Raw genomic sequence first — 14,369 nt, 5'->3', positions numbered from 1 at the left:
TATCCCGTATAGGCCCCAACAGGCAGAACCCGCTTCTGCTATGCGCCGAGTCTGGCCTCGTCAATCGGGTCCGGCTTGCTGCGAGACGTTCTCAGTGAGCTCGGTGTAGCAGGCCCGCGCTTCGGGCGCCGGACCGCGGCGTGGCGGTAATGCCTCAATGCGGACGACGCGGATGGTGTTGTTGCTCAGGAAGGTCAGTACATTGCCGATCCGCACTGCGGCGTGCGCGCGGTCGATCGGTCGGCCGTCAATGCGCAATCGGCTATTCGTCGCGACGGCCTGCGCCGTGCTGCGCGTCTTCGTCAGCCGTGCGAACCATAAAAAGCGGTCGAGCCGCATTGTCGTGCCGTCAGCCACGAAGCTCAACCGCGGAACAATGCAAGATCGGCGAGCGCCGAAAAGGCGTTGTCGCGCGGTGGTGGCGTCGCCTTGGCGCGCGCCTGGCCGCGCCAGACCCAGCGCGGGCGATCATTCTCCGGCGGCGCGGTGCGAAAGCCGAGGCCCGCCATCAATCGCTCCAGCGTAGCAGGTGCCAGGCCGATCGAGATGGCGAGCGCGGGATCGGGCGCGAATGGGCGCCGTCCGGCGCGCGCGTCATGCGCGCTACGGGCGATACGTTCGACCAGGTCGACGCGCACCGCCTGAGTGGCGATCTGGCGGAAACCGGCGTCGAGTGTCGCGCCGGGCGTGCCGCGTGCCAGCACAGTCGCACCATCGGGCGGACCCTCGACGATCGGCGTACCGGTCTGCGCGGAGAGCAGCGCCCGCCGCCAGCGCGCGGCGCCGGGCTTGAGCAGGCGCGGATCGAATAAATCGAGCGCGCCGATCGTCACGCCGATCGCACGCAACCGCTTGCGCGCCGGTTGATCGAGCCCATCGACCGCGACGTGCAGATCGATCCGCGCGGCAAGACCGCCGCGATCGACCAGGGCCGCCGCAACCGCGCGGAGCGCCGGGCTGGCGCCGGCGTCGCGCGCTGCGGCATCGAGTGCGACCAGCGCGGGAAGGCGCTGCATGGTCTGGCTGGCGATCCAGCGATCGAACCGCGCGACGATCTTCGTGCGCATCGCGACATCGAGGCAGTCGAGCGCCTTGTCGAGCTTCACACGCGGACGGACCAGCGTGGTGCCGGCGGTCAATGTCGCGATTGGGAGCCCGTTCCACGCGAGCATAGGCATCGCACCCGTGTCGCCTGTCAGTGCCAGCGCGGAATCCTCGGCTTCTACCAGCGCGCCGCCGCGCCGCGCCCGCTCGTCGCCCAACCGGCGTTCGGCGGCGGCGAGCAACAGCCTTTTGTCGCTATGGCCGGCATCGGGCGCGACGATGAAGCGGAATCCTTCGAGCCGCCCGATCGGATGATCCTCGACCATCACCTCACCCTGCTCGCCGATCACCACGGGCAGCGCGCGCGGATCGGCGCCGATCTGGCGCAGCAGCATGGTCGTGCGCTTATCGACGAAACGCTGAGTCAGGCTGAGATGAAGCGCGTCCGACAGCCGTTCTTCGACTTCGCCGGCGCGCGCCGCCCAATGCACCGGATCGGCGAGCCAGTCGGGGCGATTGGCGATATAGGCCCAGCTGCGCGCCGCCGCGATCCGTCCGGCCAGCGTCTCGACATCGCCGGCGACGGTGTCGAGACGCGCGATCTCGTCGGCGAACCATATATGCGGGATATGGCCCGATCCTTCGCTGAGATGGCCGAACACGCGCCCGACGAACCGCGCATGCGGATCGACGCCGAGCTTGCGGAAATCGGGCAGGCCGCACGCCGCCCATAGCCGCGCGACCATCGCGGGAGATCGCACGCGATCGCGCACCCATCCCTCACCGGCCAGCCGCTTGAGTACGGCGAGATCGACCGCCTCGGGCGCGGCGCGCAGCACGCGGCTGTCGGGCCGGGCTTCGAGCGTGGCGATCAAGTCATCGACGCTCGCCATGTCGGGCTCGCCATCGCGCCAATAGAGGAAATCGAGCTTTGGGAAGCGATGCTCCTCGATCGCCAGCACCTCTTCGGGCGTGAACGCGCCCGGCCCTTGCTCGACCAGTGCACCGAATGTGCCGTCGCGCTGGTGGCGGCCCGCGCGGCCGGCGATCTGCGCCATTTCGGCAACGGTCAGGCGGCGCTGGCGATGGCCGTCGAACTTGTTGAGGCTGGCAAAGGCGACATGCGCGACATCCATGTTCAGGCCCATGCCGATCGCATCGGTCGCGACGAGGTAATCGACCTCGCCGGCCTGGAACATCGCGACCTGCGCGTTGCGCGTGCGCGGCGAGAGCGCACCCATCACCACCGCCGCCCCGCCGCGCAGCCGCCGCAGCATCTCGGCCACGGCATAGACTTCCTCGGCACTGAACGCGACGATCGCGGATCGTTTGGGCAAGCGCGAGATCTTCTTCGCCCCGGCAAAGCTGAGCGTCGAAAAGCGCGGCCGGTTCTGGATATCCGCTTCGGGCACCAATGCTTTCAGCATGGGGCGTAGCGCTTCGGAGCCAAGGATCATCGTCTCCTCCCGGCCCCGCGCGCGCAACAACCGGTCGGTGAAGACATGACCACGCTCGGCATCCGCGCCGAGCTGTGCCTCATCGATCCCGACAAAGGCGAGGTCGCGATCGAGCGGCATGCTTTCGGCGGTGCACAGGAACCAGCGCGCATCCTTCGGCACGATTTTCTCTTCGCCGGTGATCAGCGCGACACGGGCTTCGCCTTTCAGCTTGACCACCCGGTCGTAAACTTCACGCGCCAGCAGGCGGAGCGGAAAGCCGATCATGCCGCTTGAATGGCCGCACATGCGCTCGACCGCGAGGTGCGTCTTGCCGGTGTTGGTCGGACCCAGCACGGCAGTGACGGTCAGGTCGGGATCGGCGCGGCTCATGGCGGAAACAACATCGGCGCGGCACGGTGCGCGCGCAACCCGCCGCGCACAAATTCGCACCCAAGCACTTAATATATCTAGCAGTTCCGTCAAAAAATCTCGTTTCGCCGCAACGGGCTAACGGCTGGCCGTAGAGTTCCGGATGCGGAACATTCCTTAATTTGACTTTAGGATTTTGGCGTCACAGTCATTCCACCCATTGCCGGGGGTGACGGCGACGAGTGACTTGGGGATCAGTCGCCTTGTTCTTACGCAGCGATCATGGACAGGAGCAGGCGGGTGGCACGGCCACCCTCTCGTTCGGCCGTGGCGCGTATGTGCCGACAGTTCTATCCCCGTTCGACAAACTCCGCACCGGCATCGCGCAGATCGACTGGGCACCCGATCTCGGTGCGCGGATCGGCTCCGCCGACTGGTGGCGCGGGGCCGCGACCTGCGCCGCGCTGATCACCGCGACTTGCTTTCTCTCGCCCGGTTTCGATCGTCCCATCCTTGGCGATGTCGCGCCTGCGATGTCCGGAAGCGAATGGGACGAAGCCCGCGCGCAATCGATCGCGCCGCTCGCTTGGGGCGCGGCGACCGGCCGGCACATGGCCGCGAACGATCTGGTCGCGCCGCTTGCCCAACAGCCCGAACGACCGCGTCAGGACCTGACCACGACATTGGGTCAGGGCGACAGCTTCGCGCGCATGCTTGAGCGCGCGGGCGTGTCCAAGACCGATTCCGCCGAGGTGACCAGCCTGGTGTCGAACGCGGTAGCGCTGGACGACATCAAACCCGGCACGCGGATCGACATGACTCTGGGCCGCCGCCCCGATCGCACGGTGGCCCGGCCGCTCGAGCAACTCGCCTTTCGCGCCAAGTTCGATCTCAAGCTTTCGGTCAGTCGCACCGGCAATGCGCTAAGCATGACGCGCCAGCCGATCGCCATCGATCATACCCCGATGCGTATTCAGGGCCTGGTTGGATCGAGCCTCTATCGCTCTGCGCGCGCCGCTGGCGCCCCGGCCAGGGCGGTCGAGGCTTATATCAAGGCGATCGCCTCGCGCATCTCGATCGGCGGCGACGTCAGATCCGCCGACACGTTCGACATCATCATCGAACAGGCCCGCGCCGCGACCGGCGAGGTGCAACTCGGCTCCCTGATGTTCGCCGGCCTCGATCAGGGCCGCAAGAAGGTTCAGCTGGTCAAATGGGGCAGCGAAGGCCGCGAGCAATGGTTCGAGGCGAATGGCGTCGGCGAACGCCGCGGCGCGATGGGCATGCCCGTCGCCGGCCGCCTGACCTCGAACTTCGGCATTCGTATTCACCCGATCCTGCACACCGCGCGGATGCACAAGGGGCTCGATATCGCCGCGGCTTATGGTTCGCCAATCTATGCCGCGATGGACGGCGTGGTCGCGCTGGCCGGGCGCAACGGCGGTTATGGCAATTTCGTCAAGCTGATCCATGGCGGCGGCATGGCCACCGGCTATGGTCATATGAGCCGCATCGCGGTGCGCCCCGGCACCCGCGTCGCGCGCGGCCAGGTGATCGGTTATGTCGGCTCAACCGGCATGTCGACCGGACCGCATCTCCATTATGAATTGTGGAAGAACGGCGTCGCGATCAACCCGCGCTCGGTCTCGTTCACCACCATGGCGCAGCTCTCGGGCGCAACGCTCAAGGCGTTCAAGGCGCGCGTCGCGTCGCTGATGTCGGTCCGACCGGGCGGGCGCTAACGGTTCGCTGGTTCGTAGCGGACCCGGGCTTCATTTCGAACAAACGGCAGTGTTATTCGCGGCTCACCGGTAACGTGGACCGCTATCAATGCTATCATGCATCAGGCCGGCCGTGGACTCCTCTGATCCCGCCACGATGCGGCGATGTGAAATCAACCTAAATCACTGATTCTTATAGGATATGTCGTCGCGCCGGACGCCGGAGATATGCCACGAGGGGTGTCCCATATCTCTCTCGACCGCCCATCCGGCCCGGTGTGACCCGATCGTTCTCGAGCCCGCGCGAAGATATGCAACAACCGGTGTAACCTATCTCGCCAGGTCAAGGAGAATCGAAAACGCCCGGCTACCGTCCCTGCGACCGCCAGCGCTTGATCGTGCGCGCGATGATTTGATCCTCCGACCCAACTTCGCGCCACAAATCGGAGAAGAGCGGATCGTCCGAGGCCGGGCGCTTGCTCTCTTCCAGACCGTCGAACGATACGCGGATCGGGATCGCGACGCCTTCGCCGCAAATGATACATTCGCGGTTGCGTAATGCGGGGATCGAATCGAGGAAACCGCGCGCGCCTTCGGGCATCGCCGCGCGCACAAAAGCCTGATCGCGGTCGTTGTTCAGACGCATCGAGATGATTGTGCCGCACTGCGACAACACGCCTTCGGCCAGATCGGACGGCCGCTGCGTGATCAGGCCGAGCGACACGCCGTATTTACGGCCTTCCTTGGCGATCCGGCTCAGGATGCGACCGACCGAAGAACTGTCGGCGTTGCGTTCGTTCGGAATGTAGCGATGCGCTTCCTCGCACACCAACAGGATCGGCCGCTGCGGTTCGTTGCGCGACCAGATCGCGAAGTCGAACACCATCCGGCTGAGCACCGCGACCACCACCGATGTGATGTCCGACGGCACACCGGAAACGTCGATGATCGAGATCGGCTTGCCGCCACCGGGCAGGCGAAAGATGCGCTCGATGAAATTCGCCATCGTATCGGCGACCAGCATGCCCGAAAACATGAAGCCATAGCGCGGGTCTGCCTTGATCTCGTCGATCTTGGTCTTGAGCCGCAGATAGGGCGCGGTGTCGCCGGCGCGGTCCATCTTGCCCATTTCCAGGCTGATCAGATTGGTCAGGTCGCTGAGCAGATAGGGAATCGGCGCATCGACCGTCAGCTTGGTGATCTCCTGCCCTAGCCGCCCCTTGGCGCGCGCCATCAACAGGCATTTGGCGAGGATGTCGCCATCGATCTGGCGCTCCGATCCCGACGTGGTCAGGAACACTTCGCAATGTTCCTCGAAATTCATTAGCCAATACGGCATTTGCAGGTTCGACACGTCGAAGATCGCGCCATTGGTCTTGAACGCGGCGGCATATTCGCCATGCGGATCGACCATCACGATATGGCCCTGCGGCGCCAGCTCGCAGATTCGGTGCAGGATCAGCGCGGCGCTGGTCGACTTGCCGGTACCGGTCGACCCAAGCAACGCGAAATGCTTGCCGAGCATGGCATCGATATACAGTGAGGCGCGGATGTCGCGAGTTGGATAGACCGTGCCGATCTCGATAAAGGCGCGATCATCGGCGGCGTAGACCTGTTTCAGGTCGGCGGTCGATACCGGGAAGACTTGCGTACCGGGCACCGGGTAGCGCGTCACGCCGCGGCGGAACTTGTAAAGCTTGCCAGTCAGCTTTTCCTCATCGCCTTCGCCGAGAAAATCGACCTGGGCGGCGATACGGTCGGTATGGCCATCGACCATGCGCAATGAGCGGATATTTGCGATCAGCCAGGTGCCGCCGACGCGCATCTTGATCTGGCTGCCGACCGATCCGGCGCCGGCGACCACTGGATCCGGGCTGTCCGCGAACAAGTCGAGTGCGCGTGCGTCGAGTACGACCTGACTGCTCGAGCCGGCGATCTCGATCACGACGCCGATTGCATCACCTGCGGCGCCGGGCATCACCGCCGCCGCCGTTGCGGGCGCTGCCTTGTCGAAAGCCTGGCCGCCCAACATTTCCGTCATCTGGGATATCCCCCGGGGTTAACCCATGAAGCTATGGCGCAAACTCGTAAAGATTGGGTGTTGGGGAGAGGGGGAGCGGGCCGGCACCGGCTCACTCAAACACGCCGCGCGACATAACCGGCGGTCCAGCCGAAGATTACCGAGAGCGCGACCGCGACCAGGCCATATGCGATCGAATGATTGTCCGCGGCGCGCGCGACGAAGCGTTCGAAGCCCGATTTGCGGATATCGATGTCGCGCGTCGCCGCGGCTAGCACGCGGCCGTCGCGGATCAGGAAGGTTTCCGCGGTGAAACGCCCGACCGGCACGCGGGCCGGTATGACGACGCGCGCGCGGTAGAGCACGCCGTCGGTGATCTCCACCGCGCGCGGCGCTTCATAATAGAGCCCCGAACGCCGCTTGAGGTCGACCAGGCCACCGGCGAAGCGATTCTGCTCCTCCGGCGGCGCGCTGCTCGCCGGCGATAATTGCAGGCTGTCGAGTCCGAGCTCGTAGATCGCGCGGGTGCGATCATCGACCAGCTGATCGATCGGCTTGGACGAGACGATCGCGTAGAAACTGGGTGCCGAACGATAGCGCAGCCGTGCCGCGTTGACCCAGATACCGGCGACCTTTTCCTTCTCACGCACCAGGATCGATTGCACCGGACCTTTTACGACGACGACGACATCGGTCGGCTTCTCGATCCCGGGCAAACGCCCGCCGGGATAGAGAATCGCGCCGAACAGCAGCAGTTCGGCGCCGGTGAAGGAATAAGCGATCTCGATATTACGCTGCGACACGTCGGGGACGAGGACCGGTTTTGCCTGCGCCATCAGCAACGGCGTAAGGAGGATCAGCACCAGCCGCTTCACGACAGTTCGACCGAATAGATTTCGTCGGGCCGCCAGCCCAGCCCAATGCCGATGCGGATCGCGACGAGCAGCACGATCACCGCGAGCGCGAGGCGGAGATATTCGGGCTTCACCCGGCTGGCCAGACGCGCGCCGATCTGCGCGCCGACCACCGATCCGAGCAGCAGCAAGGCCGCGAGCACGATATCGACCGCCTTGGTCGTCATCGCATGGACCATGGTCGCGGCAGCGGTCACGAACAACGTCTGGAACAATGATGTGCCGACCACCACCTGCGTGCCCATGCCGAGCAGATAGAGCATCGCCGGCACCAGGATAAACCCGCCGCCGACCCCGAGCAGGATCGTCAATATGCCGGTGAAGAAACCAAGCAACAGCGGTGCGAGCGGCGAGATATAAAGGCCCGAGGCATAGAAACGCGTGCGTCCGGGCAGCGAGGCGACCAGCGGATGATGGCGGCGCTTGCGCGGCTTGGGCGGCTTGGCGCCACGCGTCACACGGATCGCCTGGAGCGATTCAGATCCCATCAGCCCGCCGATCGAGCCAAGCATGAGGACATAGATCACCGCGATCACGGTATCGATCTGGCCGCTCGCCTGAAGCAATCGGAAGATGCCGGCGCCGGCGAACGACCCGACCACACCGCCCGCCACCAGCACCCCGCCCATCTTGAAGTCGACACCCTTGCGCCGGACATGCGCGAACACGCCGGATACGCTGGCGCCGGTCACCTGGCTCGCCGCCGAAGCTGCGGCAACCGTTGGCGGGATGCCATAGACGATCAGTAACGGTGTGGTCAGGAACCCGCCGCCGACCCCGAACATGCCCGACAATATGCCAACGCCGCCCCCTAGCAGGACGATGACGAGCGCGTTGACCGACAGGTTGGCGATGGGCAGATACAGGTCCATTGCCGTCAGTGACTAACCTGTTCGCGGACGAGGCGGAAGCGCTCCCAGCCGGAAATCGGTACTGGACTTGCGCCTGTTGAAAGCATTAGCCTTTTCGCCGGTTCAGGGGAGCGTTCGATGAAGCTGGCAATTCGCCTCACTCTTCTGGGACTGGCGCTCGCGCCCGTCGCGGCGCTCGGTGACAACAGTCCGCAGGTCATTCTCGCCACCCCGGGCATCGGCGGCGGCGCGATCGAGCGCTTCACCGCGCGCTTCAGCCAGCCGATGGTCGCGCTCGGCGACCCACGCGCGATCGGGCCGTTCGACGTGACCTGCCCGGTTGAGGGCGAAGGACGTTGGGTCGATCCGCAGACTTTCGTGCATGAATTCAAGAGCTCGCTGCCGGGCGGGACGGTGTGCGAATTCAAGCTCAAGGCCGCGCTGAAAAGCGTGTCGGGTTATGCCGTGACGGGCCAGCAAAGCTTCAAGGTCGACAGCGGCGGGCCGGTCGCGCGCGCCGTGCTGCCCGCGCAATATAATGGCGAGATCGAGGAAGATCAGACCTTCCTGGTCGCCGCCAACCTGCCCGCGACCGCCGCCTCGGTCGGGGCCAATGCCTATTGCTCGGTCGAGGGCATTGGCGAGAAGATTCCGGTCGATGTCCTGTCCGCCGATCTGCCGGGCAAGCTGCTCGGCGAGATGGGCACCGACAATTGGAACGTGCGCAGCTTCCTGGAAAATGCCGGGCTGCCCGCGACGGTACCGGCCTCCGCTGCCGATCGCGCCAAGGCCTATGAAGGCGTCACCGCGCTCAAATGCCGCCGTCCGCTACCGCCGGGCCGCGATGTTGCACTGATGTGGGGCGCGAACATTGCCGGAGCGGGCGGCAAGCTCGCCGGGGCCGACCAGCGTTTCGACTACACCGTGCGCAAGCCGTTCACCGCGCGTTTCGAATGCAGCCGCGTCAATGCCCAAGCCGGCTGCTCGCCGGTCGAAAAGGCCTATATCCGCTTCACTGCACCGGTCCCGATGAGTGCCGCGCAGCAGATCAGCATCACCACCGCCGATGGCAAGACGATCAAGCCGGTGTTCTATGACGACGACAAGAAAAAGGCGACGATCAGCGATATCAGCTTCTCCAGCCCGTTGCCCGCCGCGACCGCTGCCAAGTTGAGCATCCCGGCCGGGATCAAGGATGAGAGCGGCCGCATACTCGCCAATGCCGAGCGCTTCCCGCTCGATATTCGCTTTGACGAGGCACCGCCGCTGGTGAAGTTCGCCGCGCCGTTTGGCATCCTCGAAGCGAAGGAAGGCGGCGTGCTGCCGGTCACCGTGCGCAACGTTGAGGAGTCGCTCCAGGGCAGCAATCTCGCCATCGCCGGACAGTCGCTGCGCGTCGATGCCTCGGACGGGCAGATCGCCAATTGGCTGCGCATCGTGGACAAGGCCGATGATTATCAATCGGAAGAGGTGAAGCGCGGCAAGGAAACGATCCGCATCAACAATACCGGTGCCGCGCCGATCCTCGCCGGCGGCTCCGCGACCGCGCTGAAGGTCCCGCTGCCCGGCAAGGGCAAGGATTTCGAGGTCGTCGGGATCAACCTGACCAAGCCCGGATTCTATGTTGTCGAACTGGCGAGTCCTGTGCTTGGCCAGGCGCTGCTCGGGCGCAAGGCACCGCGTTATGTCGCCAGCGCCGCTCTGGTCACCAACATGGCGGTGCATTTCAAATGGGGCCGCGAACGCAGCCTTGCCTGGGTGACTCAACTCGACACCGGCAAGCCGATGCCCGATGCCGAAGTGCGCATTTCCGACAGCTGCACCGGCAGGCTGCTCGCGCGCGGCGTGACTGACAAGGCGGGCGGGCTGTTCGTACCCGCCGGTCTGCCCGAACCGCAAACCTATGGCTCGTGCGAGAATGGTTCGATGGGTCCGCTGATGGTCTCGGCGCGCGCCGGCGACGATTTCAGCTTCACCCTGACCGAATGGGGCCAGGGCATCCGGCCGTATGATTTCGATCTGCCCTATGGCTATGAAGCCAAGAGCGAAATCCTCCACACCGTGTTCGATCGTGCGCTCGTCCGTCAGGGCGAGACGATCCATATGAAGCATATTGTGCGTAAGCCGCTGGGCGAGGGCTTTGCGATGACCCCGGCCTTTACCGGCACGCTGCGCCTGTCGCATCGCGGGTCCGACACGCAGTTCGATCTGCCGCTGACGATCGACGCGAGTGGCATCGGCGAGACCGAATGGGCCGCGCCACAAGGCGCGCCGATGGGCGATTACGACCTGCAGGTGATCATCGGAGATCGCACGATCTACACCGAGCAATCGTTCAAGGTGGACGAATATAAATTGCCGACCATGCGCGCCAGCGTGACCGGTCCGAAGGAAGCGTCGGTGCGGCCCAAGACGATGCCGCTCGACCTGTTCGTCGGGTATCTGTCGGGTGGCGGCGCGTCGAACCTCGCGGTCGATATGCGGGTCGGCTGGTTCGGGCGCAACGCCAACCCTGAGGGTTATGAGGGCTATAGTTTCGGCGGCACCGACATAAAGGAAGGCGTGAAGCCGCTAAATGGTGATGGCGAGGAGGAATCGACCCCGCTGCCGCCGACCCAGACGTTGCCCGCGACGCTCGGCGGCGACGGCACCTCGCGCACCACGATCGACGTGCCGCAGACGCTGGAAAACGGTGCCGACATGCTGGTCGAGATGGATTATCAGGACGCCAATGGCGAGGTGCTGACCGCCTCGAAGCGCATCCCGATCTATTCCTCGGCGGTACAGCTCGGCATCAAGAGCGATGGCTGGCTGATGAAGCAGGACGATCTGCGCCTACGCTTCGTCGCGCTCGACACTTCGAACAAGCCGATCGCCAACCAGTCTATCTCGGTTGCGCTGTACAGCCGCAAGGTGCTGACCGCGCGGCGCCGGCTGATCGGCGGTTTCTACGCCTATGACAATCAGATGCGTACCGAGAAGCTGTCCGCGACCTGCAGCGCGACGACCGATGCGCAAGGATTGGCGCAATGCACGATCGATCCCGGTGTTTCGGGCGAGGTCTATGCCGTTGCGACGACCAGCGACGCCAATGGCAATGTCGCGCACGCGACGCAGTCGGTATGGCTCGCGGGTGATGAGGATTGGTGGTTCGGCGGCGACAATGGCGACCGTATGGACATCGTCCCCGAACAGACCAGCTACAAGGCCGGTGAGACCGCGCGTTTCCAGGTGCGCATGCCGTTCCGCGAGGCGACCGCTCTGGTCACGGTCGAGCGTGAAGGCGTGCTGTCGAGCTTCGTGACGACGCTGTCGGGCAAGGACCCGGTGGTCGAGGTGAAGATGCCGGGCAGCTATGCGCCTGACGTGTTCGTGTCGGTCATGGCGGTGCGTGGCCGCGTGCAGAGCGGCTTCTGGAGCTGGGTCAACGGCATCGCGCAGAGTCTTGGCCTGGCCAGCGGTCCGCCCGAAGGCCAGGAGCCGACCGCTCTGGTCGATCTCGCCAAGCCCGCTTACCGCCTCGGCATCGCTAAGGTGAAGGTCGGCTGGGACGCGCACAAGCTGCAGGTCGCGGTCAAGGCCGACAAGCAACGCTATGCCGCGCGCGACACCGCGCAAGTCGATGTCCAGGTCAAAACGCCCGACGGCAAACCGGCGGCGAGCGCCGACGTTGCGTTCGTGGCGGTCGATGAGGCGCTGCTGCAACTCGCGCCGAATGACAGCTGGGACGTGCTTACCGCGATGATGGGCGAACGGCCCTTGGCGGTGCTTACCTCGACCGCGCAGATGCAGGTTGTCGGCAAGCGCCATTACGGTCGCAAGGCGGTCGAGGCCGGCGGCGGTGGTGGCGGCGACCTGTCGGGTCTCAACCGCGAGAATTTCCAGCCGGTATTGCTGTGGAAAGGCCGCGTCGCGCTCGATGCGCAAGGCCGCGCGCGGGTTCCCGTGACGCTGTCCGACGCGCTGACCTCGTTCAAGCTGGTTGCGATCGCCACCGATGGCGCGCAATTGTTCGGCACCGGCATGGCCAGCGTCCGCACCGCGCAGGATCTGTCGATCTATGCCGGCATGCCGACACTGGTGCGCTCCGGCGATTATTATGCCGCCGCCTTCACGCTGCGCAACGGCTCGGACAAACCGATGAAAGTCACCGCAACGGTCGATGTCACGCCGCGCGTCGCGGAAGGACGCCCGCTCACCGTCACCATTCCGGCGGGCGGCGCGGCGCCGGTCGCGTGGAACCTGACCGCGCCGGAGAATATCGCTGCGCTGCGCTGGCAAGTGAAAGCCAAGGCGGAAGGCGGAAAAGCGCTCGACCAGATCACCGTCTCTCAGGACGTGATCCCCGCAATCCCGGTCGAGGTTTGGGCGGCGACGCTCGCTCGCGTGGGCACGGCGACCTCGATCCAGATCGCACCGCCGGCCGGGGCGCTGCCGGGTCGCGGCACGGTCGACATCCGTCTCGACGATACGCTGCAGCCGCCGTTGCAGGGGGTGCGCGCCTATATGAGCGCCTATCCCTATGACTGTTTCGAACAACGCTTGTCGCGTGCGGTTGCGCTCGGCGACAGTGGCGCCTGGACGCGATTGGCGGGTGAAATCCCGACCTATCAGGCATCCGATGGCCTGTTGCGTTACTGGCCGTCGGAAAGCCTGACCGGATCGGAAGCGCTGACCGCCTATGTCTTGTCGCTGACCGCCGATGCCGGCCTGCCGATCCCCGAAGGGCCGCGCACGCGCATGATCGAAGCGATGAAGTCGGTGGTCGACGGGCGTTTGCGGCGAGAGGAATATGGCGATGTCCGGCTCCAGCGCGTCGCCGCGTTGACCGCGCTCGCCCGCCAGGGCGCGGCAACACCGGCCATGCTCGGCCAGATCGGCATCGCACCGAAAGAGATGCCGACCAGCACGCTGGCCGATTATCTCGTCGCGCTCGACCGCATCCCTGGCATCGCCAATGCGGTGGCGCTCAAGGCCAATGCCGAAGCCGAGCTGCGCACGCGTCTGGTCTATGAAGGCACGCGGCTCGATCTCTCCGACCAAAGCAACGCGTCGTGGTGGCTGATGTCGTCGGGCGACGAAGCGTCGATCAAATCGGTCATCGCCACGCTCGGCCGCCCCGGCTGGCAGGACGATGCGCCGAAGATGATGGTCGGCGTCTCGTTGCGCCAGCAGCGCGGGCATTGGGATACGACCACCGCCAATGCCTGGGGCACGATCGCCGCGCGCAAATTCGGCACGCTTTATCCGGCGAGCGCGATCACCGGGTCGACCACGCTGTCGCTCGGCTCGCAGACGATCAGCAAGGCGTGGCCGCTCTCGGTCGATCTGCGCCAGGCTTCGTTCCCGCTTCCGGCGGCGGCGACCCCGCTCAGAATGGCGCAAGGCAGCGAAGCGGGGCCATGGGCGATGGTCTCGGTCTCGGCGGCGGTGCCGCTGACTCAGCCGCTCAACGCCGGCTACAAAATGACCAAGAAGACCCAGGTGGTGCAGGCGCGTACTCCCGGTGTGCTGACGCGCGGCGACGTGATCAAGGTGACGATCAGCGTCGAGGCGTCGGCCGAACGCAACTGGGTGGTGGTCAATGATCCGATCCCGGCGGGCGCGACGATCGTTGGCAATCTCGGCGGCCAGTCAGCGATGCTCGGTGAGGTCAGCGGCGGCGACGGCGTGCAGCCGAGCTATGTCGAGCGGCGTCGCGACTCGTGGCGCGGCTATTTCGCCTGGGTGCCGCGCGGATCGTTCACCATCGCCTACACCATGCGACTGAACGGCGCGGGGCGCTTCAGCCTGCCGCCGACACGGGTCGAGGCGATGTATTCGCCGGCGATCCGTGCCGCGCTGCCCAATGCGCCCGTGACGGTGGTGCAGCGGTAGGGACGTGGCCGATCCCGAACGCAAACGTCCGTTCGCCCTGAGCTTGTCGAAGGGCCGTTCTTATCTTTTCCAGCTATGGGAAAAGAGAAGTGCGGCACTCCGGCAAGGCAGGCCCGAACAATGGTGGGGCGCGG

7 protein-coding genes are annotated in these 14,369 nt (G+C 65.3%); 2 read left to right on the top strand and 5 right to left on the bottom strand.

The window, feature by feature from the left end:
- Positions 1–60: 60 nt before the first annotated feature.
- Positions 61–339 (bottom strand): S4 domain-containing protein, encoded by a 279-nt coding sequence (locus G4G27_RS18950; RefSeq protein WP_183113908.1) that lies wholly within the window; start codon positions 337–339, stop codon positions 61–63.
- Between the two features lie 23 nt (positions 340–362).
- The gene (locus G4G27_RS18945) at positions 363–2,873 is read right to left on the bottom strand and encodes a helicase-related protein (protein ID WP_183110073.1); all 2,511 of its coding nucleotides are present in this window, start codon (positions 2,871–2,873) and stop codon (positions 363–365) included.
- Between the two features lie 242 nt (positions 2,874–3,115).
- Between G4G27_RS18945 and G4G27_RS18940 the strand changes: the two genes are divergently transcribed.
- Positions 3,116–4,594, top strand: a complete 1,479-nt coding sequence (locus G4G27_RS18940; protein ID WP_183110072.1) for a M23 family metallopeptidase — start codon at positions 3,116–3,118, stop codon at positions 4,592–4,594.
- 346 nt (positions 4,595–4,940) lie between these two features.
- On the opposite strand, the gene G4G27_RS18935 is transcribed toward G4G27_RS18940, so the two are convergent.
- The 3 genes from G4G27_RS18935 to G4G27_RS18925 form a co-directional block, all read right to left on the bottom strand.
- Positions 4,941–6,551, bottom strand: a complete 1,611-nt coding sequence (locus tag G4G27_RS18935) for a DUF87 domain-containing protein (RefSeq protein ID WP_244624732.1) — start codon at positions 6,549–6,551, stop codon at positions 4,941–4,943.
- Positions 6,552–6,709: 158 nt separating this feature from the next.
- Positions 6,710–7,429, bottom strand: a complete 720-nt coding sequence (locus G4G27_RS18930; protein WP_183113907.1) for a TIGR02186 family protein — start codon at positions 7,427–7,429, stop codon at positions 6,710–6,712.
- A gap of 35 nt (positions 7,430–7,464) precedes the next feature.
- Entirely contained in the window at positions 7,465–8,379 is a 915-nt protein-coding gene (locus G4G27_RS18925) for a sulfite exporter TauE/SafE family protein (RefSeq protein ID WP_183110070.1), read from the bottom strand.
- A gap of 117 nt (positions 8,380–8,496) precedes the next feature.
- On the opposite strand from G4G27_RS18925, the gene G4G27_RS18920 reads away from it, so the two are divergent.
- A complete protein-coding gene (locus tag G4G27_RS18920; protein WP_183110069.1) occupies positions 8,497–14,235 on the top strand; it encodes an MG2 domain-containing protein in 5,739 nt (1,912 codons plus the stop codon).
- Positions 14,236–14,369: the final 134 nt, after the last annotated feature.

It is taken from the genome of Sphingomonas sp. So64.6b, assembly GCF_014171475.1.
Classification (GTDB): Bacteria; Pseudomonadota; Alphaproteobacteria; order Sphingomonadales; family Sphingomonadaceae; genus Sphingomonas; species Sphingomonas alpina_A.
Note: the sequence above shows the minus strand (reverse complement) of the source record. Positions and strands in the feature narration are given on the sequence as shown.

What these genes read in the sequence shown, in the direction of transcription:
- G4G27_RS18950 (WP_183113908.1), bottom strand. Translation starts at nt 339, where the DNA reads ATGCGGCTCGACCGCTTTTTATGGTTCGCACGGCTGACGAAGACGCGC.
- G4G27_RS18945 (WP_183110073.1), bottom strand. Translation starts at nt 2,873, where the DNA reads ATGAGCCGCGCCGATCCCGACCTGACCGTCACTGCCGTGCTGGGTCCG.
- G4G27_RS18935 (WP_244624732.1), bottom strand. Translation starts at nt 6,551, where the DNA reads ATGCCCGGCGCCGCAGGTGATGCAATCGGCGTCGTGATCGAGATCGCC.
- G4G27_RS18930 (WP_183113907.1), bottom strand. Translation starts at nt 7,429, where the DNA reads ATGGCGCAGGCAAAACCGGTCCTCGTCCCCGACGTGTCGCAGCGTAAT.
- G4G27_RS18925 (WP_183110070.1), bottom strand. Translation starts at nt 8,379, where the DNA reads ATGGACCTGTATCTGCCCATCGCCAACCTGTCGGTCAACGCGCTCGTC.
- G4G27_RS18920 (WP_183110069.1), top strand. Translation starts at nt 8,497, where the DNA reads ATGAAGCTGGCAATTCGCCTCACTCTTCTGGGACTGGCGCTCGCGCCC.